The sequence below is a fragment of the Marinobacter alexandrii genome, from assembly GCA_039984955.1.
Lineage (GTDB): Bacteria > Bacteroidota > Bacteroidia > Cytophagales > Cyclobacteriaceae > Ekhidna.
Genome location: JBDWTN010000003.1, coordinates 20931 through 42360, shown reverse-complemented (window position 1 = coordinate 42360; position 21430 = coordinate 20931). Strand labels below are relative to the sequence as shown.

Annotated in this window: 17 protein-coding genes; 9 read left to right on the top strand and 8 right to left on the bottom strand. The window is 36.7% G+C overall.

All coding sequences use genetic code 11. From position 1 onward, the window contains the following. Positions 1-45: 45 nt before the first annotated feature. From ABJQ32_00640 to ligD, 4 genes are all read right to left on the bottom strand, one after another. Positions 46-1701: a hypothetical protein gene (locus tag ABJQ32_00640; GenBank protein ID MEP5288120.1), complete on the bottom strand. Its 1656-nt coding sequence runs from the start codon at positions 1699-1701 to the stop codon at positions 46-48. After that, entirely contained in the window at positions 1701-4634 is a 2934-nt protein-coding gene (locus ABJQ32_00635) for a tetratricopeptide repeat protein (protein ID MEP5288119.1), read from the bottom strand. Before ABJQ32_00635 ends, ABJQ32_00640 begins: the two co-directional genes overlap by 1 nt. A gap of 53 nt (positions 4635-4687) precedes the next feature. Continuing rightward, entirely contained in the window at positions 4688-5710 is a 1023-nt protein-coding gene (gene holA / locus ABJQ32_00630) for a DNA polymerase III subunit delta (GenBank protein MEP5288118.1), read from the bottom strand. A 156-nt stretch (positions 5711-5866) separates the two neighbouring features. Then, positions 5867-8176, bottom strand: coding sequence for a non-homologous end-joining DNA ligase (gene ligD, locus ABJQ32_00625; protein MEP5288117.1), 2310 nt, complete (start codon positions 8174-8176; stop codon positions 5867-5869). Positions 8177-8211: 35 nt separating this feature from the next. On the opposite strand from ligD, the gene ABJQ32_00620 reads away from it, so the two are divergent. Next, entirely contained in the window at positions 8212-10431 is a 2220-nt protein-coding gene (locus ABJQ32_00620) for a helix-turn-helix domain-containing protein (protein MEP5288116.1), read from the top strand. Positions 10432-10911: 480 nt separating this feature from the next. Beyond that, entirely contained in the window at positions 10912-11574 is a 663-nt protein-coding gene (locus tag ABJQ32_00615) for an HAD-IA family hydrolase (protein MEP5288115.1), read from the top strand. 70 nt (positions 11575-11644) lie between these two features. Here the strand turns inward: ABJQ32_00615 and ABJQ32_00610 are convergent, their stop codons facing one another. Continuing rightward, positions 11645-12256 carry a histidine phosphatase family protein gene (locus ABJQ32_00610; GenBank protein MEP5288114.1) on the bottom strand — a complete coding sequence of 204 codons (612 nt, stop codon included), beginning with the start codon at positions 12254-12256 and terminating at the stop codon, positions 11645-11647. A 28-nt stretch (positions 12257-12284) separates the two neighbouring features. Here ABJQ32_00610 and ABJQ32_00605 point away from each other — a divergent pair, with 28 nt between their 5' ends. Genes ABJQ32_00605 through ABJQ32_00590 form a run of 4 tightly spaced genes read left to right on the top strand, consistent with a single transcriptional unit; the run spans position 12285 to position 16357 of the window. Continuing rightward, positions 12285-12719: a hotdog fold thioesterase gene (locus tag ABJQ32_00605; GenBank protein ID MEP5288113.1), complete on the top strand. Its 435-nt coding sequence runs from the start codon at positions 12285-12287 to the stop codon at positions 12717-12719. Positions 12720-12739: 20 nt separating this feature from the next. Further along, a complete protein-coding gene (locus ABJQ32_00600) occupies positions 12740-13879 on the top strand; it encodes a chorismate-binding protein (protein MEP5288112.1) in 1140 nt (379 codons plus the stop codon). Between the two features lie 5 nt (positions 13880-13884). Continuing rightward, entirely contained in the window at positions 13885-15528 is a 1644-nt protein-coding gene (menD, locus tag ABJQ32_00595; GenBank protein ID MEP5288111.1) for a 2-succinyl-5-enolpyruvyl-6-hydroxy-3-cyclohexene-1-carboxylic-acid synthase, read from the top strand. Continuing rightward, complete coding sequence (locus ABJQ32_00590) at positions 15509-16357, top strand: 1,4-dihydroxy-2-naphthoyl-CoA synthase (GenBank protein ID MEP5288110.1); 849 nt, start codon at positions 15509-15511, stop codon at positions 16355-16357. Before menD ends, ABJQ32_00590 begins: the two co-directional genes overlap by 20 nt. A gap of 16 nt (positions 16358-16373) precedes the next feature. Here the strand turns inward: ABJQ32_00590 and ABJQ32_00585 are convergent, their stop codons facing one another. The 3 genes from ABJQ32_00585 to ABJQ32_00575 are packed head-to-tail and all read right to left on the bottom strand — an operon-like array spanning position 16374 to position 19295. After that, positions 16374-17288, bottom strand: a complete 915-nt coding sequence (locus tag ABJQ32_00585; protein MEP5288109.1) for a FecR domain-containing protein — start codon at positions 17286-17288, stop codon at positions 16374-16376. A 56-nt stretch (positions 17289-17344) separates the two neighbouring features. After that, a complete protein-coding gene (locus ABJQ32_00580) occupies positions 17345-18748 on the bottom strand; it encodes a carboxypeptidase-like regulatory domain-containing protein (protein MEP5288108.1) in 1404 nt (467 codons plus the stop codon). Then, positions 18738-19295 (bottom strand): RNA polymerase sigma-70 factor, encoded by a 558-nt coding sequence (locus tag ABJQ32_00575; protein ID MEP5288107.1) that lies wholly within the window; start codon positions 19293-19295, stop codon positions 18738-18740. Before ABJQ32_00575 ends, ABJQ32_00580 begins: the two co-directional genes overlap by 11 nt. A 5-nt stretch (positions 19296-19300) precedes the next feature. On the opposite strand from ABJQ32_00575, the gene ABJQ32_00570 reads away from it, so the two are divergent. The 3 genes from ABJQ32_00570 to ABJQ32_00560 all read left to right on the top strand — a co-directional run bounded on the left by ABJQ32_00570 (position 19301) and on the right by ABJQ32_00560 (position 21411). After that, complete coding sequence (locus ABJQ32_00570; protein MEP5288106.1) at positions 19301-20314, top strand: AMP-binding protein; 1014 nt, start codon at positions 19301-19303, stop codon at positions 20312-20314. Next, positions 20311-20973 carry a hypothetical protein gene (locus tag ABJQ32_00565; protein ID MEP5288105.1) on the top strand — a complete coding sequence of 221 codons (663 nt, stop codon included), beginning with the start codon at positions 20311-20313 and terminating at the stop codon, positions 20971-20973. Before ABJQ32_00570 ends, ABJQ32_00565 begins: the two co-directional genes overlap by 4 nt. Positions 20974-21054: 81 nt before the next feature. Then, positions 21055-21411, top strand: a complete 357-nt coding sequence (locus ABJQ32_00560) for a hypothetical protein (protein ID MEP5288104.1) — start codon at positions 21055-21057, stop codon at positions 21409-21411. Positions 21412-21430: the final 19 nt, after the last annotated feature.

Here is a 21430-nt window from a genome sequence, read left to right as displayed (position 1 = left end):
ACCGAACCAAGATAAAATAAAATTAATAACTAGGAAATATTAGTATCAGAAACGGTACTGACCACCAATTTTAAAAGCGAGTCCTCGGGTCGGGTACCCCAAATATCGTTCGTATTCATTATTAAGCAAATTATTTACGTCAATGAATGCAGATGCACGCTCAGTTATTAGGTATTTGGCTCCTAATCCCACATCAACAAACGCAGATAGATTGACATATCCAAAGTTTACATTGGCAGGAGAACGAATGCCTCCCATGCTACTTAGGTAGGCTGAAACGATAATTCTTTCCTTGATATTATGACTTGTATGTGCTTTAAATATGTACGTGGGCCTATTCCAAGGGCGGTCCAACGTCTTTACAGAATAGCCATTTATTTCCAGGCTAGCTCCGTACATACTGGTGGCTGTTGGCATATAAGAAACACTCGATTTAAGCGATATAATATTAACGGGCTCTGTATCGTAAGCTAGATTGTATCTTGAAGAATCATTAATTGATGGGACAAAAAATGGAAGTCCCTTGGTTGAGCTACTAATCAAGCTAGCATCAAACAATAGGTTTTTGATTGGACTTCCTTTAATTCCTCCGCCGAATTTATAGGTATACTCAACATGCGAGATCGCTAGTGAGTCATCCAGAAATTCGTTTTCGTTTAGTAATTCTTGTAATCCATTCCATGTCTGCCCTCCAGATAAAATTCCATAAATAAGCCATTTATCAGAAAGATCATAATCCACTCTTACATCTGGATAAAAACCAGTCTTAGAATCATCCGCTACCTTACCTGAAGAAAGAATAAAACCTGCCTTAATCAACAAATTATCCTTTTTGTATTTCACCCATGGATTTACATTGATTAAAGACCTTGAATATGATATTCCACCATCATATGAACTACTCAGTCCTTCCAGATCAAAGCCGGTAGTAAAAGAATCATCGATTCCGTAATTAAACATTCCATTAACACCTATTGTAGATTCTTCATTAAAAAGAGGACTGTCGGATTCATCTTCATTTATGAAAGAGAAATGTGGTTTAATAGAGTAACTAATGTCTTCATTTCCTCCTTTTAATCCTATAGAAAATGCCAGGTTATTTAGTAAAACCTTAGGTGATCGTGTTGAATCAAATCCTGTATTTACACGATCTGAATTTCCATAAAACCGATAGGTTCTACTGCGAAACGAAAGTAGAGGGGTAATAGCAATGGTTTTTGATTTGTATGTAGATGACAATTGAATACCTCCATCAGAACTTCCGCTATTATCGCCGTTCACAGGTCCAGACTTGAAGCTTTCATAAAATAGTCTAGCCTTGGTATCAAAATCTCCAAACATCTTAAAAAAACCCACCTCGAGTAATGGTGAACTAAAATTTCCATACCCAGCCTTGATATAATTTTGATATTGAGCTTTTGGATAGGTCTCTTCGATGGATTGAAAAGGAACATCAGACTTATAATCTGGCCACTCAAATGAAGGCTCTTTGACGTCAAAAGTCAGATTCAATGGTTGGTTCAAAAATGATTTGGGAACTGATCTCAGGAAAATTTTGTCTGCTTTAGGTAGAAGAATTTCTTTGTTCTTTTCAATAACTACTTCACCAGAAATGATCTCACCAGTCTTTGTGCTATCAGTTTGTGCGTGAGATGCGATAACGCACAGCACTATTAAAATTGAAGTGAATACTCTCATCATTAGTCTTTTCTTATCAAAGAATCTGCTGTAGAGTTATCTTGTTCTATTTGCACAAGAATAGCTCTTGATTCGTTTTTAATATCCTCATTTTCAGAATGTTGAATAATTGATCTTAAAGTAGCTTTTGCTTGAAATAATTCATCCGATTCAACATAATTTTTTGCAATCAACAAATAAGATTTATCTACCCAATCTGTATAGTTTCCAAAGTTGGAATTAAGGTCAAATAGTAAATCCAATGATTCTTTATACTTAGATTCTTGAAACAGCATAAGTCCTAAATAATAATTTGCTTCCGCTGCATAAACATCATTACCCTCTGCCAATTCTTTATAGTTAGATTTAGCTAATTGCATGTTGTCCAACAAAAACCATGATCTAGCTTTTAAAATCAAAGCTTCTTTTTCGGCATTTAAAGGCTTCCAATCAGCTTTTATAATTTCATCAGCCATAGAAACTGCTTGACTATACTGTTCCGCAATAAAAAACACTTGCATTAACCCTTGTCTGGCATTGTAAGTATCCTTGGGTGTTAGATTCAAATCAATGAGTAATTGGTATACTTCGATTGATTCTTCAAACAACTCCTGCCTTTTGTTAACGTCTCCAAGCCTTGTTAACACTCGTCCTGTAAAGGAATTTCTAACGAATTTAAGTTCATCAAAAATAGGTTTGGCTTCTTCTAACTTATCTGTTCGATAATATGAGTCTGCCAAGTAATACTTAGCCTCCCTTCTATTTTGACTTGCAGAATAATTTTCCAAATACTTTTTAAATGCCACACTTGCATCATCATAGGCAAAATCAAAATATAGACGTTTGGCCGCTTCAAATTCAACCAGCTCCAGGCTACCATCTTTAGGGTTTGTTTGCCTATACTGCTCAATGTATTTGTCTAGTTTGTTAATCTTGAGACCAGCTTGCTGTAATTCTTGCATTCCCAGAATAGCATTCAAAGCAATTTCATTATCGATATATTTATCAAGAATAGCTTCATAATCGTTCTTAGCCGACTCTAGATTGCCTAGATTTTTTCTCGAAATTCCTCTATTTAGAAGTGATTGAGGTACGAATGACGAGCTGGCATGATCTTTAATTACCTGACTAAAATAAGATTCAGCTTCCTTAAATTCTGCATTCTCAAACCGAATCATTCCTGCTTGGAATCGAGCTTCTGCACCATATCTATTAGATGTGAATATTTTCCTAAAAGATTGCAAGGCATCTTCATCTTTTCCCAAGTTTTTTTGAGTAACTCCTTTTTGAAAAACTAAATATGCAGAGCCACTGGAAGTTGATAATTGTGAATATATACTCAAGGCTTGATCGTATGACTTAGTGGCATAGAGACAGTCTGCCAATCTTACTTTTGCATCTGTTTTAATATTTTGATCCGTGGAGGAAACGCTCGCACTTTTAAAGTGAGGAATGGCGTCCTTGTATTGCTTTTTATTGAAATAGGCATAACCTAATCCATATCTTGTAAGTGCATCTTTGGAAGATTGAGCATTGTAATAACTTATGGCTCTATCATAGCCATTGGCTTTCATGGCAATCTCGGCTAGATGGTAGTTTGATAGGTCTTTTAAGGATTGATCAAGGGTAAATCTTAGGCTTTCTTTGAACCACATATCGGCCTCTGCAAATTGACCATCGTTGAATGATAGCGTTGCTTTTTGATAGGTGACTTTTTGATATACTTCTTTCTGGGTTTGGTTCGAAATTCCTACTTGATTAAGATGTGCTATAGCTAAATCAAAATTAGATGTTCGAAGATAGGATTGTGCTATCAAGTTTTGGATTTGCTCTCTGCGTCCTTCCTTGAAAAGTTTCAAGTAATCATCAGCATAATTGATGGCTTCTGTAAAGAGGCCAAGTTCAGCATTAATAGTAGCGGCATAGAAATAAGACTCTTCTTTTATAATGTCATTTTCTGAAGCTGAAGCTTCAATGTAGGCTGCCAGCGAGTTTTCAAGTTCTTTTTTCTTCAGATATAGTCTTCCAAGCTGAAAAGCACTTAGCTGCGCGTATTCACCTCCTTGTAGTCCAGCATTTGTGAGGAATTCTATTGCTTTATCTTCATTTCCTATTTTAAATTTGGCTACACCAGCTTGATAATACAATGCTGCCGAAGGCTTGCTTGGATGAAGCTCAATGGCCCGCTCAAAGTAGGCATCAGCTTTAGCTTCATCCTTCTTTTGTGCGTATGCTTCTCCTACAAGTTGATGAAGTGCCGAGTTCGTAATGGATTGTTCATCGGATAGTTCTGATTGAGCAAGAGCTATGACTTCATCTATTTGGTCCTTTTCCAATAGAATCTTAGCTATAAAAAACTTGGATGAGGAGCCAAACTCATAGGAATCTTTAGACTTTTCAAACCCATTTAAGGCAGCTTCCTCATTGCCTAGATGGTAGTCTGCATAAGCTTCATAATAGTTGAGCCGTGCTAATGATTCAAATTGATGTTTTCGTGCAAACTGAAATAAGTTTTTCGCGTTTTTATAATTAGCCTCATCTAACTGCAATACTCCGTACACAAATCCATATGAGGCACGATCTCTCGTAGTAAGATCTTGTCCATTTACCTTGATAAGATTCTTTTTACTGTTACTTGTATCCTTTTGATAAAAATAGTATTCTCCCAAATGAAAATAAGCTAATGGCTTAATCGGGTGTTTTGGATTTTTTTCAAGCCAGTTTTCGATTGATCTTGTAGAACCATTTCCAGTCTTTAGTTGACTAAGTAGCAATAAGATTTCTTCGTCAGATGATTTCTCTGAGTTATCATTAAACTCACTTATTACGCTTTGATACTTTCGAGCTTGAAATTCCTCAAATGCCGATAGCTCAGAAAATTGCTTACTATCAATGGAATTTTGAGCCCATATAGTCTGTATAAGACCCACAAGCAGTAGAAATAGAAATTTTCTCAATACTAAATAATTTTTGACCACCAAATGCAACGAAAATTTGACACTAAATTGTGTCAATTCATCAATTTATATACCAATTCTGTTAAAACAGGACCTTCTTTTTTTGTGGCAAACCCAATGCCTTTAGATTGCATGTCTGCTTCATGCAAATGTTTTATGTTCTGAACCACTTTTCCAAGTGGATAATTTCTTGCTGCTTGTAAATACTCTTTCACAAAAAATGGATTAACTCCAATTAACGATGCAATTGCTTTATCGTTTTTGTTATCTGAGTGATGAACTAATAAAAGCTTGCTGAAATAAGAGAAAAGACTGTAAATGGTCAAAACCAGTGGGTTGTTGCTGGGATTAGACCCAAAGTAATCTGCAATCTTATGAGCTTTCAGTTTATTCATTGCACTTAAAGCTTTTTGGAGTTCGAAGATGTTATAGTCTTTACTTATTCCTACATATCTCTGAACCATTGCTGAATCTACTTCCTGATCCCCCTTAACATTCAATAACAACTTTTCGATTTCGTTAGCCAGCCTCTGAAGATTGTTACCGATATTCTCAGACAACATCATGACGGCACTATCCTGAATTCTCACACCTTTGGTCTTACAGTAGCCTCTAATCCAATCAGGTACTTGATTATCATAAAGCTTCTTCGCATTCAAGAAGACAGAATTCTTCTCAACGGTCTTCCCAAACTTGGTTCTTTTATCAACCGATTTGTACTTATATCCAAATACCAGAATTGTGCTAGTCAAGGGGTTTTCCAGATAGTTCACTACAAGGTTCTGTCCATCTTCTTTTGTCCAATCCCTTATTTCCTGAGCTTCTTTGACAATCACCACTTGTCTTTCTCCCATCATCGGATATCTCTTTGATGCTCCGATCACATCTACCAGACTTGTATCTTTTCCGTATAATATGATCTGGTTAAAGCTTCGCTGGCTTTCATCTAAGGCTGAGCTCTCAATTTCATTGATAATACTATCAATAAAGAATGTTTCTTCCCCTTGAAGAAAGTAAACGGGTGAAAAAGATCCACTTTTTATATCTCGTAAGATTTCAGCGTATTCAGATGCCATATTTTCCAAAGGTAAGTATCATACTACTCTTTACTATTTCTACTCATTATCAAAAATCAACTCATTTATATTGTATGGTAAGTAATCAATTAAAATTGGCTTATTTATAGTCTCTTAACAACTCTAAACCAAGTTTAAGAGACTATTATCAGGCCATCAAGATTCAATCAGCTTCTTAAAAACAGCATCTCTTAAAGTTCCATTGTCTGTAAGCATAGAAAATTCCACTTCGCATATTAATTCTGGCTTTAACCATACGGTATTTTTTTCTTCGTGTGCCTCTTCTTCAATTGTCTTTTCAATTGAAATTTTATCTATAAACTTTTTTGACAGGTTTTTAAGCATAGCTTCATCAAACCCAGTCCCAACTCTTCCTCTATAAATCAACTTTTCTCCCACTGTTTCTGCCAATTGAAGTGATCCAAAATATCGTTCTCTCTCACCCTGCCCTTGCGTAAACCCGATAATGAAGCAATCGAGTGTCTCTTTTACCTTAACCTTTACCCAGGCATCACTTCGCTTTCCTGAAACATACTTAGCATTTGAAAGCTTAGCTACAATACCCTCAATACCATGAGTCTTGGCTGCTTCAAACAATGCTTTCCCATCTGTTTCTGATTGACTAACACGATAATTAGTCTCACCTACCCTTACAGAGTCAATCATCCACCACCTTCTTCGATCTTGAGGATCATTCATTAAAGAGCGCCCATCCAAATAAAGACAGTCGAATAAATAACAATACGCAGGAGATCGTTTTGATTCCTGATCAAAATTCTTCTTACTCATTAGGCGCTTAATCACTTTTTTAAAGTTCGCCTTGCCTTCTTGATCCAGGCAAACTATTTCACAATCAAAAATGGCGTTGTTAATTCTAAATGCTTGTTCTGGTACATTTAATTCAGGAAATTGTTCTGTGATATCATTCCCATTCCTGCTGTAAATCGTTAATTGTCCCTCATTCAGGTAAATCAACGCGCGTATACCATCCCATTTTATTTCATAATAATAATCTCCCCTTGGAACTTTCTTAGAAGCATCTGCCAGCATTGGCTTAATAATTTGCTCTAGCAGGTTTTGTTGTGGTGTATCCACTCTTTCTAGCAACCATTCTTTGTCTTTCATCAAATGCATGCGGTATTCTGCACTTAATTGCTTACCTGAAAGCCTAAAATAAAATCCCTCCTTCTTGATTTTTGTGATTTCATATCGCCCCGTGGCATAGACCCACATCATTCCACCACCATATTCTCCTTTAGGTATTTCGCCTTCAAAGGTTAAATATTTGAGTGGGTGATCCTCCGTTTGAACAGCTAATCTCTTTACGCCTGGTACGGGTGGCATTCCTCTTGGAATAGCCCAAGACTTAAGCACTCCTTCTTGCTCTAATCTTAAATCATAATGCAGATGAGAGGCGTGATGACGCTGAATACAGAAGCGACTTCCTGGTATTTCATTATCTGATAAAAGTGGTTCAGGAGTTTTATTAAAATCACGTTTCTTTTCGTAATCGGTTAACTGCTCTGGTGTTTTGTGCTTTTTATTAGGAGGCATTTCCTTCGTTACTACCCCCCTCTTATCAGTATGTAGAGGAACAGCCCACCCTCTTATTTGCTCCCAAGGATCTCCTTCTTCCAAGACCTTTTTTAGTGTAGTATCAATCTTCCAGAAAGCTAGGTCTTCTAGGTCTTCTAGGTCTTCCCATGTGATCGGTGTTGAAGCGGTTGCTCCTTGCCTTCCTCTAAGACTGTAGGGGCATACAATAGTCTGAGAGGGCCTGTTTCGATAAATATCAATCAGAACCCTTCCTTTTCGCGCTTCTTTCTTTATATGAAGTGTAGTTCTACTGTGCTTATTAATAAAGTCTGAAGCAATCTTTTTGGCTGCTTGAAAGCATTCTTCAAACGAGTATATCGCCTCAATTGGAGTAACTAAGTGTAGTCCTTTTCCTCCTGTAGTTTTTACAAAAACATGGTAATTGTATCGTTCTAAATGTTCTTTCAAAGAAAAAGCAATCTCTTTGAGGTCTTCTAGAGGTAAGGAACCGTCCTCAGGAGGATCTAAGTCATAAACTATATAATCAGGTTTATCACTATGTTCTGAAAAGCTGTGAATCTGATGGATTTCCAAACACGCCAGGTTGGCCAACCAAACTAAGGTTGCTTCTTCTTTCGCCACCACATATTCTTTCTTTCGCTCTTGTCCTAATCTCTTGTAGTCTATCCAGTCAGGGGTCCAATCTGGTCGATGCTTTTGGAAAAATTGTTCTCCATAAATTCCATCAGGGTACCTCACTAATGAAAGCGCTCTTCCACGTATGTGATTCAGAATTGTTGGAGCAAGTTTTAAGTAATATTCAATAACCTCCGCTTTGACAATGCCATCATCGGGATAAAGTACCTTTTCCAGATTGGAAAGGTCCACCACCCTTTTTCCTACTTCGGCATGTATTTTTTGCTTGGCCATGATCGAATTATAAATATAGCCGACATCTATTCATCATGTACAGAATTAATTCATCGATGTATATTCGTCTTATGAATGAAGCAAGTGATGCCGCTATCTTGGCAGCTAACTATGTAAACACGACAAATCGACACATATTTCTAACCGGAAAAGCAGGTACGGGTAAAACTACTTTTCTTAGAGAAATTGTTCAAAATACTTATAAAAACACTGCTGTAGCAGCGCCAACAGGTATTGCAGCCATCAATGCTGAGGGAGTTACGTTACATTCTTTATTGCAACTACCCTTTGGAGTCTATCTCCCTGAGGATGTTCCTTTTATGGAGCGAAGTATTCAAGTGAATACTCCGTCATCTCTATTTCAAGGAGCTAAGTTTGGTGCGCAGAAAAGAAAACTCATTAATGAACTTGAGTTGCTAATCATTGATGAGGTGAGTATGCTTCGAGCGGACCTTCTTGATTGTATTGATGCTACTTTAAGACATCTAAGAAAGAGGCGTTTTGATCCATTTGGAGGGCTTCAGATTCTATTCATTGGAGACCTTATGCAACTTCCTCCTGTGGTCAGAAATGATGAATCAACGTTGCTTAAACAATATTATTCATCTCCTTACTTTTTTGAAGCAAGGGCCCTAAAAGAAAACCCTCCAATTCGAGTAGAGCTGCAAAAGGTCTATAGACAAAGTGATCATCAATTCATCGAACTGCTGAATAGGTTAAGGCACAATGAACTTATCCATGATGATATTTTACTTCTTAATGAGCATTATGATGCTGAAGTAGATAAAAAGGAATTGGACGGCTATATCCATTTAACTACTCACAATAAGAAAGCTGATAAAATCAATTCTACACATTTAGATGAACTCTCAGGCAAGCTTGTTTCCTTTCATGCTGAAGTTGATGGTGACTTCAACGAAAATGCTTTTCCCTCCGATTTAGAGTTGAAACTTAAAGAAGGAGCTCAAGTAATGTTTATTAAAAACGATCCTACAGGTAAAGGCCAGTTTTTTAATGGTAAGATTGGAGAAGTCACAAGCCTATCATCCGGAATTGAAGTTGCCTTTGAAAATGGTGATGAAGTGACTGTAGAGCAATATGAATGGGGAAACATCAGATACACTTTAGATAAAGCGACCAAAGAAGTAGATCAGAAAGTCATTGGTACTTTCAAACAATATCCTCTAAAACTCGCTTGGGCAGTCACTATCCATAAAAGTCAAGGACTGACTTTCGAAAAGGCTATTCTGGATGTAGAGAATTCGTTTGCAGCTGGCCAGCTATATGTTGCTCTCTCAAGATTGACTTCTCTAGAAGGTCTTATTTTATCATCAAAATTACCTGAAAGAGCGCCATCAATTGATGCACAATTGCAGCAATACATCGAAGGGTTTGAGGGAATGGATAAACTGAACAAGCAATTTGAGAGGGATCAAATAAACTTCATAGCAGAATTTGTGAGTCGAGCATTTCTTCTTGACCCGATGCTTAGAGAACTGGTTGATCACAAAAAGACTTTCAATAAGGATGAGAATAGATCATTAAAACAAAAGTATCTTCCTTGGACTGATGAGCTAATCAATGATACTTTTCCTTTAAAAGGGGTTGGAGAATCTTTTACACGTCAAGCTCACGGTATTCTTCAAGCAAATGATTTATCTAAGCTTTCTGAACGGATGGTAAAAGCTGCTGATTATTTTGATGGAAAGCTTTCTGAAATCATTGAACGAATCCAATCACAGTATCGGCTTTTAAAAACTCAAACACAAGCCAAAACATATCGAGCTGAGTTGCTTGAGGTCAAGGATTTATTCACGGATCAGCTTAAATCTATTGTAAAGCTCAACTTGTTGGTTCAACATGTAAACGAAGGTGTTCCACTTACGAAGGATAAACTTCAAAAAAATGATCAATTGAAACAAGTTGCAAAGTCTGCTACTAAAGACAAAACATCAACTGCTGAGATCACTTTTGAAATGTATAAAGAAGGCAAATCGATTAAAGTAATTGCCGAGGAAAGAGGATTGGTAGAAGGTACTATTGAAAGTCACCTTGCTCAGTATGTCGAAAAAGGGGAATTAGATGTGACGGACTTCTTAAAACCAGCCAAGCTAAAGGCAATTCTTAAATGCCATGAACAAGGTTTAACCAAATCTGGAGAAATTAAAGGTGCGCTACCTGATAGTTATACCTGGGGAGAGATTAAAATGGGACTTGCTCATGTAAATCAATTGACAACAGAAAAGCCAGACTAGTGAGTTGAAGATTAAGTCAATTAGGATGAATCTTGAGATTTGTAACCTTTTTTTTAATCTACCAGAAAAAATCCAAGGTCTATTAACAGGTCGTTGTTACACAATCTTCGTAGAAATAAGGTATTGAAGGACCAAACGGCATTGGAATCCACCCGACTTGCGTTGAACAAGTAGTTTTTTCTTCACATGTTTCGTCAAGTAGAAAGTTATATGACCCCATAAGTTCTTCTGTTTGAGAAAATGATGGACTAAAGATCAAAAAAGAAAAAATAGCAACCATGGCTATTTTTATATTATTGTAAGTGGTGTTTTTCATAAAAGAAGGTATTGATTTTAGTATTACAATAGAAGCAAGAATGAGACCAAAATATTTTATTAACAATAATTAAAGTCGCTCTTTACGAATTTGTTTCTACACCTTTTACGATCTTTTCATGCCTCTCGTTTATTCCACTAAACTTATATTCGCGAAAAAAAAGTATGCTGAAGGCCATAATTTTTGATATGGATGGAGTAATTGTAGATAGTGAGCCACTGCACCATCGAGCCTATTACGCTATGTTTGATGAGATTGATATTTCAGTATCGGCAGAACTCTATGGCTCCCTTACCGGGAAGTCCACAATTAATTTGTGTAAGCAACTAAAGAATCATTTTGGTGTGTCTCAAGAGCCAGAAGAACTCGTATCCATTAAGCGCAAACACTATGATATTATTTTCGAAAATGATAAAAATTTTGACCTCATCAAGGGTGTGCGAACGTTAATTCAGAATTATTATGACCATGGTCTGACACTCGTATTGGCGTCATCTTCCTCTATGTCTAGCATAAATCGAGTTTTCAAACGCTTTGATCTGGATCGCTATTTCAAAGCTAAAATTAGCGGAGCAGACCTTGAAGCTTCCAAACCTCATCCTGAAATTTTCATCAAGGCAGCCAAAGCAACAGGGTTCAAGCCTGAAGAATGCATGGTGATTGAAGATGCTACGAATGGTATTGAAGCTGCTAAAAGTGCTGGAATATTCTGTGTGGGCTTTGACAGTGAACACACTAAAAATCAAGACTATAGCAATGCAGATCTGGTCATAAGTGATTTCGAATCAATTCACTTTAATGGTATCAAGTATGTACTAGGAAAGTAACTATTGATTTAGGTATTTTTCGAAATCAAGAGTGGTCATTCGCGAGTCTCGAGCATATAAAGTGCTTCCATCAACTCAAATGTCTCGTCTGATTAAATTCCTTTAAAGTGAATGAGTTATCTCTATTTTCCAATACATAGTAAGAACAGTTATTATGAGGGAATCCATCCATATAATTTAATGGATAGTTTAGTAGCCAGCAGAGTAACACTCGCATGGCTCGTCCATGCATGCAAATCAATATACTTTCAGCGCCTGTTTCCAAAACTTCTTCCATAGCTATTCTTTGACGCTCCATCACTTGAATAGGGCTTTCACCACCACCTACATTTAAAGTTAATTCTCCTCTTCTCCATCCATTTACCGTATCAGCGTACAAATTCTTTGCATCATAAGATGCTTCTTTACCCTCTTGACTTCCCCAGCTTATTTCATCAAAACCCTCATGACTCCTAATTGGTGCGCCATTTGTATTCAATTCTGCAACTGTCTCGTGCGTTCGAACCAGAGCGGAAGTGTATATGAGATCCAATTGTGTTTTAGAAAATACGTTTCCTGCCTTTTTAGCTTGTTCTCTACCCGTGTCGTTCAATGACGCATTGACACCTCTGCCTTGCACCATTCCTTTCTTATTGAAATCCGTTTCTCCGTGTCTAAGTAAATAAATCGTCTTGCTTTTCAATGCTGCTTTACGTTGGTTTGCCGATAAGATGGCAAAAGAACAAATTTTTCCTGATTACATCGAGTTGGATGCACTTAATCATATGTCGGAAGGCTGTATGGTAGAACATCTCGGTATTCAATTCACAGAAATTGGAGATGACTATCTAATTGCAACTATGCCTGTCGATCACAGAACAAAGCAGCCAATGGGATTGTTACATGGGGGAGCTTCAGTTGCTCTCGCTGAGACGATGGGAAGTGTCGGTGCTACTCTTTGCATTGACCTAAACAAACAGCACGCTGTTGGGCTAGAAATAAATACAAACCATATCAAATCAGCTAGTAGTGGAATAGTGTCTGGAAAAGCAACTCCAATTCATTTGGGAAGAGGCACCCATGTTTGGAGTATTGAAATGAAAAATGAAGAAAACCAATTAGTTGCCGTAAGTAGAATAACGATGGCTATACTTGATAAAAAGTAGTGTGGGAATTAAGTAAAATATTGAACTTAGATCAAGGAGATATTCTCCTTAATAAACTTCAAAAGGCTGGTGTTGCTTTCGCAGCATGGAAAATGCCTAATGACGTGAGTATTCAATTAATTATTTCACTCAATAACACTGTCAAATCGAATGATCTTCAACTATCTGAAATAGGTGCTGGTTTTCTAATAAATGAATATGCAGACAACCACCCAATAAAACCTTATTATATATCAGCAGATATAGTTGTCAAAGACAATCAAACTTCGATCAATCCAAATGTCAAATCTTCAGAGATTGATGAGTTTGTTAAGCAGATGAACGATCCTTCTTTCACAAAAACTGTTGATTCAAGCGAAAAAAGTATCTTTTCTTCAAACGAATTCGAAGAAGCAGTTCAACAAGCTATTTTGGAGATTAAGGATGGTTCTTTTGAAAAAATCGTACTCTCCAGGTATAAGGATGAACCCTTACCCGCTGGTTTTTCAATCTGGGAGTTCTTTCAAACCATATGCTCTACATACAAAAATGCCTTTTGTAGTATCTCTCATATTCCCGGAAAAAGAGTGTGGATTGGGGCATCTCCCGAGCTCTTGATCTCCGATAGTGTTAATCAATTTAGAACGGTTTCACTAGCAGGAACAAAAGCATTAGAAGAAGGGCAAGAGCTTTCAGAAATTGCCTGGACACAAAAGGAAATTGAAGAGCAAGCTTTGGTGAGCAGATATATCATAAACTGTTTCAAGAAGATAAGACTTAGAGAGTTCCATGAGCATGGTCCTAAAACCATCCAAGCAGGAAATCTTGCTCATTTGAAAACCGAGTTTATTGTTGACTATAGTGAACTAGGGTTTGATGAATTGGCAGATCAAATGCTCGAACTCCTCCATCCTACCTCAGCGGTTTGTGGTATGCCTATCGAAAATACCAAACCATGGATCAAAGAAGTAGAAAAATATAATCGTGAATTCTACTCTGGTTTTTTAGGCCCTATAAACTTTGAAGGATCAACAGATCTATTTGTCAATCTCAGATGTATGAGATTGAGCGAAAACAAGATTCGTTTTTATGCCGGAGCTGGAATTACCGAGGACTCTATTCCTAAAAAGGAATACTTAGAGACTGAAATGAAAATGAACGTTTTGAAAAGATTACTTTAAAACTGATGCTTCATTCTACAGTTTTTAATACTTCTCAGCTTTGCTATCAACTAGGTGTACGGCATGCTGTAATGTCTCCTGGATCCAGAAATGCGCCTTTAACCATATCTTTTGCTCGGTATGACGATATTGAAAAATGGATTATTCCTGATGAAAGATCAGCCGGTTTTATTGCTCTTGGAATCGCCCAAGAAACAAAATCACCTGTAGTTCTATGCTGTACAAGTGGTTCAGCCTTATTGAACTACGCTCCTGCTATTGCTGAGGCTTACTATCGTGAGATTCCACTTATTGTGATGTCTGCAGATCGCCCTCCTGAACTAATCGATCAACGTGACGGTCAAACCATCCGTCAGTTTGAGTCATTGAAAAACCATGTGAAAGACTCATTTCAGCTTCCCATTATTCAAAATAAGAAGGAAGCAAATGATTATCAATCTTCAATCATTGAAGCGATTCGTTTGAGTACTCGCTTACCTTTGGGGCCTGTTCATATCAATATTCCTTTCAGAGAACCTTTCTACCCATCCGTCGATGATGATCTATCTTTCAATCCGGTTGTATTCCGTGATCAGGTGGAAGATCAAAGGTCGGATGAAAGCAGGAATTTTGATCTTTCAAATTATGAAAGACCACTTTTATTGGTTGGTCAACTTCCGGTGGACGGAGAACTCAATAGTATGCTATCCATACTATCTGAAAAAATTCCAGTTGTTCGATCACCATTAAACAACCTTGGATCTGGCATCCAGCATGTAGATGGTTTTATCAATAATCAATCAGAATTAAAGCCAGACCTACTTTTAACTAGTGGATTGTCGGTTCTTTCAAAAAAACTGAAGCATTTCTTAAGGAAAAATTCACCCAAAAAACATTTGCACTTTGATGCGGGCGGAGTTTCAGTAGACACCTATAAGTCTTCTCCTCAGTTAATTAAATACTCTTTGAAGGATTGGTTAAAATTCGCAAGCTTTGATGATCTAGCTACCGATTTCATAGAACTCTGGAAGAACTATGAGGAATTAACACAAAATGCTATTTCCAATTTTTGCGCTACTGCTACTTTCTCCGAAGTAACAACTGCTCTTCAAGCCTTAGCCGCGTTACCTGATTCTTCAAATCTACATTTAAGCAACTCAATGTCTGTGCGTTATGCTGATCTGTTTGGTATAAAAAATGGAGTGGAATGTTACGCAAACAGAGGAACTAGTGGAATAGATGGATGCACTTCAACAGCACTAGGTACAAGTTTAGTTTCATCAAAAATAAATACTCTTATTACGGGCGACCTAGCTTTTTTATATGATCGAAACGCCTTCTTTCATAATTACCGAACTCCCAACCTACGCATCATCATTTTAAATAATCAAGGAGGAGGGATTTTTCGATTGATAGATGGTCCGTCCGCTTTACCTGAATTGGAAGACTATTTCGAAACCAGACATAATAAGACAGCAGAATATATTTGCTTAGAGAATGGATTAGAATACGTTACTGCCAACAATGAAAGGGAACTGGAATTTCATTTAAGCACGTTCTATGAGGCCTCTTCAACAACCAAGGTTCTAGAAGTTTTCACAGATCCAGAAACGAACCAACAAATATTTAAAGATCTAAAAAAACACATCAATGAGTGCATCAACAATTAAATGGGTAACTGCTAGTGGCTTTGAAGATATTACCTATAAGAAATTTGGTAAAGTGGCCAGGATAGCTTTTAATCGACCAGAAGTACGAAACGCCTTTCGTCCTAAGACTGTAGCTGAGCTTTACAAAGCTTTTTTAGATGCAAGGGAAGATGTAAATATTGGAGTTGTGCTATTGAGTGGAGAAGGTCCTTCTGCGAAAGACGGAGGTTGGGCTTTTTGCAGTGGTGGGGATCAAAATGCAAGAGGCCATCAAGGATATGTTGATGACGATGGCATGCCACGTCTGAACATTCTGGAAGTTCAACGATTAATCAGGTTTATGCCAAAAGTAGTAATTGCTGTTGTTCCTGGATGGGCTGTTGGCGGTGGTCATAGTTTACACACTGTATGCGACTTAACATTAGCTAGCGAAGAGCACGCTATTTTCAAACAGACTGATGCAGATGTTACTAGCTTTGATGGCGGCTATGGCTCAGCCTATCTAGCGAAAATGGTTGGTCAAAAGAGGGCTCGTGAGATTTTCTTTTTAGGTAGAAATTACTCAGCTCAGGAAGCTTATGAAATGGGGATGGTAAATGCCGTTATTCTACATGAAAAATTGGAAGATGAAGCATATCAATGGGCTCAAGAAATTCTTGCTAAATCCCCTACCTCTATCAAGATGCTAAAGTTTGCATTTAATCTTACTGATGATGGTATGGTAGGACAGCAAGTTTTTGCAGGAGAAGCCACTAGATTAGCTTACATGACAGATGAAGCAAAGGAGGGTAGAAATGCTTTTCTAGAGAAGCGAAAGCCCAACTTTAGTAATATTAAATGGATTCCCTGATTAAAAAAGGGTGGTTTTAACACCCTTTTCCTTTTAACACCGCTTTGCCGTTAGAATAATCATATTCAATCCCAAAAGTTCGTGCTATAATTTCAATAGCATCTTTTGCTTTTTTCTTATTGAACTTGGCAGTTAATTTACAGTTCTGAAATAAAGGATTTTCAAAATTCATTTCTATCCCATATACATCTTCAATGACCTCTTTCACTTCGGACATACTGGATTCGTTAAATGTGATAACTTTCGTTTTCCAGGCGAGATAATTAAGGTCATTATTATTTCTCTTTATTATACCTTTATTGTTAGTCGACACGAGACCCATCTCTCCCATTTCAAGTTTAACAGCAACACCATCACTCTTTACTAATTCCACAAGTCCTGTTTCAACACAAACTTCAGTATTCCCTTTATATGCATCTACTACAAATGAAGTACCAAGAACTTGAACTTTCGCATTTTCAGTATGAATAACAAAAGGTCTCTTTTCATCTCTTTCTATATCAAAATAAGCTTTACCAATAATTCTTATTTCGCGAATACTATCATTAAATTTCAATATTTCAATCCCAGAATCACCATGTAAGGCAACAACACTTCCATCGTCTAATTTTTGGCTTGTATAGATAGATTGCCCGGAATCCTGATTTAAAATAAATAGTAAGGAAATTGCTAAAATCAATACTGCAGCACTTGCGTATCTTATCCAAGTACTCATCATGAAAGACGCTTGCTTTCCTTTAGGTTTTTCATCCAGAATTTTACCTAAAACATGCTCAGGTGGGGTCTCTTTAGGCTGAGTAGCCAACCATGCATTTTTTACGTCTAAAAATGTATTGGCATTATTTTTAGATTCACATCTCCATGATTCCACAGAGGAAATTTCGTCCTTTGACGCTTCCCCAGAAAAATATTTTGCTAGTACTTCTTCCATTTTGTTGTTATCGTCTGGTTATTAACAACTTACAGTTGCTATACCCCTAATTTTTTTCATAAATTATCAAATGCAGGATCATAATTAATCGGTACCAAATCCGCAGTACGCTCCCATGACCAGTAGCCATAGGTCGTCACTGCAAAACGATCCATAATTTGTCCCGACAAATCGAGTTTAACTGACCCTTTTAGTAACTTCAATACCGATATCTGAGCTCCTGGATCCTTTATTAAGCGTCCTGATTTGATGTACTTGGCATACATCAAATGTACAAAATCACTATTTTCTAAGAACTTCATACTTTCTTTCTCTTTTCTGTATTCAATAATGAGGTGGTTTTTAAAATCTAATTCGTAATGATCTCCTTTAAAAACAATAATATCTGATACAGTCAATTCTTGTTTTTTATCAATTTCAAAATTCTCTAGGCTTTTCAAGCTGTAAATTCTAAAACCTTCCTTTCTTAATTCTCCATTCAATAAAGACTTTTTGAAGTGATTGAATGATCCATTGTAACTCTCCTTTCTGTTTTTCCGCCATTCTCTTATATCCCCTCTATTCGTTGGTTCGAGGTTTTTAAATCGAATTTTACCTCTGAATCTAAGGTCAGTATCCTTTCTTTGAAAAAATTCAAGAAAATAGCTGATTCGATATCCCAAAGCTTCATTTCTGATTTGCAACGGGTACTGTGAATATGCTCTGAGTGTTTCGTCTAACCTATGATAAGAGAAATTTAATGTTTCAGGGTTTTCAATTACGCAGTTCTCTGCTTGTTTTGATTGCCCTAGTAGTTCTACCATAAATGTAGAATAGTGGGACTGCCAGCTAATGGCTGTTTGACTAATTCTATCTGAAATAACCTGAACTTCTTCTAATTGACCTAAATCCAACTCCATTTGATGGTCTTGGATACGAGCTCCTCCATTGTTCTCTGAAAGCTCATAAACTGCATTTTTATATCCAACATGCGAAAAAACAACATTGTAAAAACCAGGAGGAATTGATTCTAATTTGTAATTACCATCAATGTCACTTGACATTCCTATAGTCGTTCCATCAAGAAAAATATTAGCATTATTCAATGGCTGACCTTCTTCATTGTATACTGTCCCTGAAAGGGTGAAAAAATTCTTCTTCTTAATCGCTTGCTGCTGTGGAGGCTCGTAGTTCAGTATGATTTGGTCTTTATAGAAAGAATACTTGAGTCCTGTGCCCACTAGCAATCGCGATAAAAACTGATCAATTGGAAGGTTATCGGCTGAAATTGTATAAAGGCTTCCCTTAGGTAAAATATCAGAATTATAACTGAAAAAATAATTTGTTTGAGCACTTAAAGTATCAAAGACGTCTTCTAATGGAGTGTTGAGAAAAGAGGCATTAATTCGATCGTTCTTTCTTGACTGGGAAAAGCCGAAAGAAAAAAACAAAAAAAGTATAGTGAAGGTCTTAACCCGCATCACGAAGGTTTTTCAAATCTTGTAGCGTTTCTCTTAACACTTTTAATGCTTTGCCCATTTGCACTTCAACAGTCTTAACGGAGATTCCCAGATGATCAGCGATTTCTTGATATTTAAGTCCTTCGTAACGACTCAATTTAAATATTTCTGAGCACCTAGGAGGTAACTTATCAATTTCTTCACTAATACGCTTTCTCAGGAAATCGGGATCTTCATCTTTAAATTCATTTTGATAAGATGATTCCATCACATAGATCACATGCTGTCGGTAGCCATCTTTTACTTTTTCATGTTTTAGTGTATTTAAACAAGAATTATGTACAGAACGATACAGGTAACTTTTGACAGAAGAGTCTGGTGATAAAGAATCACACTTCTCCCAGAATTTCACGAAAACGTCTTGAGCTACCTCTTCCGCCTCTTCCCTTGTATCCATAAAGCGAGCTGCATACAGTACCATTGTGGTATAGTATTCATTAAACACATATTCAAAAGCCCTCTTATCTTTGTTGATTAGTCGGCTAACAATTACCTCTTCGTTTTCCAAGCGCAGTGATTATAAAATCTAAAAATTTTCTCTTAAAGTTAGAAGAAATTCTAAAAGATGATCTTTCTAAAGAAAGATATAACAAGACTGAAAAATTAGTGTTAGAAATAATCAAAAGCTGGTATTCCGATAAAAAAGATTTTTTTCATCAAACTTCTGGGTCTACAGGCAAACCTAAATTGATAAAAATTTCAAGAAATAGCATACAGCTAAGCGCTCAAGCTACCATGTCCTATCTTGATCCTAATGAGCTGGTGAAGGAATCATTACTTTGCATCGACCCTGTACATATTGGTGGGGCAATGGTTATATATCGTGGGTTAATCTATAATCACAACATTACTATTGTAGAACCAAATTCTTATCCATTTAAAGATCTAGAAAGTGACGAATTTGATATCGCTTCCATGGTTCCAATGCAGTTTGAGAAGTTAAAAGAAAAGCAAATAAACAGGTGTGGCATTATTCTGATTGGAGGTGCACCTATGCCAATAGATGTTAAAAGCTATAGCGCTAAAGTTTATTCTACATACGGAATGACAGAAACTGTTTCTCACATTGCGTTAAGGAAAATAGATATGGAAGAATTTCATACGACAGGAGACACCATTGTAGCTGTAGATAACAGCAATTCCTTGAAAATAAAGGGCTCCATTACAGCCAACAAATGGCTAAAAACAACTGACTTAGCTACAGTAACTTCTGAAAAAACTTTTAGATGGTTAGGGCGAAAAGATTTCGTGATTAATTCCGGTGGGATAAAAATCAATCCTGAATTCATTGAAGAAAAGCTTAGTGATCAATTTGAAAACGATTTTATGATAAGCTCTTTGCCTGACAAAACTTTAGGCAGTAAAGTGGTACTCATATCTAGTGGAAGTAAACAAGTTATCGACTTTGATATTCTTGATAAATATCATCGTCCTAAAGAATCATTTTTTGACTGCAATATATTTAAAACTACCAGTGGAAAAATTGATAGAGCAAAGACTCAAGCCGAGTTAAAAAAATCTATATGAATATCAAATTGTCCTACCAGCCACAACAACTTCCTCCTCCCTTTGCCTATGCTGCAGTTATGGAATTTGAGTCAGCAGAAAATAAATTATTTCTAAATCTTGACTTGAAATATCTGGAAAGAGAAGAATTGACTGATGACGAATTAAGAGCGGAAGGGTTTACAAGAAATGATGATCTTATATGGAAAGGAGAAGTAAATACTCGTTGGCTTGAGGATATTAAGTTATTAGGTGAAATGAAAATGAGTTCTGAGCCTAATAATGAAAACTATCTACATATTGAAAAAGATGATTTGATTCTGGGCTTCCCCAGCAATATCATTCTAGCAAATGCCTTGTTTCAGGAGTTACTACAAGTAGTTCTTGAAATCGCCGGAATTGAGTCTCCCCTCAAGGTAGTTTTTGTATTAGAAGGTATCACTTATGAAATAATATGGAAGTTTTCAGAGAGGGTTGTGATTATAAATGAACAGTTAAGTAGCAACTGGGAAATTGGACGAGAGCTTATGAATGAAGCATTTAGTCTTGACTTTCATAGTCTTGAATCACAAGAAAGGCCGACTAAAAATTCATTAGATATGGGGGAAGGACTCTGGTATCCTATTAAGGACGGTCAGCTAATTAACCGGCTAAATATACTAATAGGTAAAATTCTATAACGTAATTCCTGTTTGTATTAACTGCTGAAAACAATTAACTTGAAAATCATTAACAACTATTTCAACCTTTAACCCATACATATGAAAAGCTTAGGATTTCTAGGAAAGCTAATGTTTGCGGGTCCCATGGCTATGTTCGGTATTTTTCATCTAATGGGAGCCGATGATATGACAGGATACGTTCCTGAATTTATACCTGCTCCTGTTGTTTTTGTTTATTTAACTGGGATTGCATTGATTTTGGCAGCAGTAGCCATCATCATAGGAAAGAAAGCAAAGTTAGCCACTCAGCTTCTGGGATTGATGCTAGCACTTTTTGCTGTATTAATACATTTATCTGGATTTTTAAGTCAAGATCCATTAAGTTCGTCAATGTTTTTAAAAGATATTGCTCTGGCTGGTAGTGCTTGGTTTATGAGTGCCCACCTTAGTGATTAAAGAGAACCTTAATCTAGAT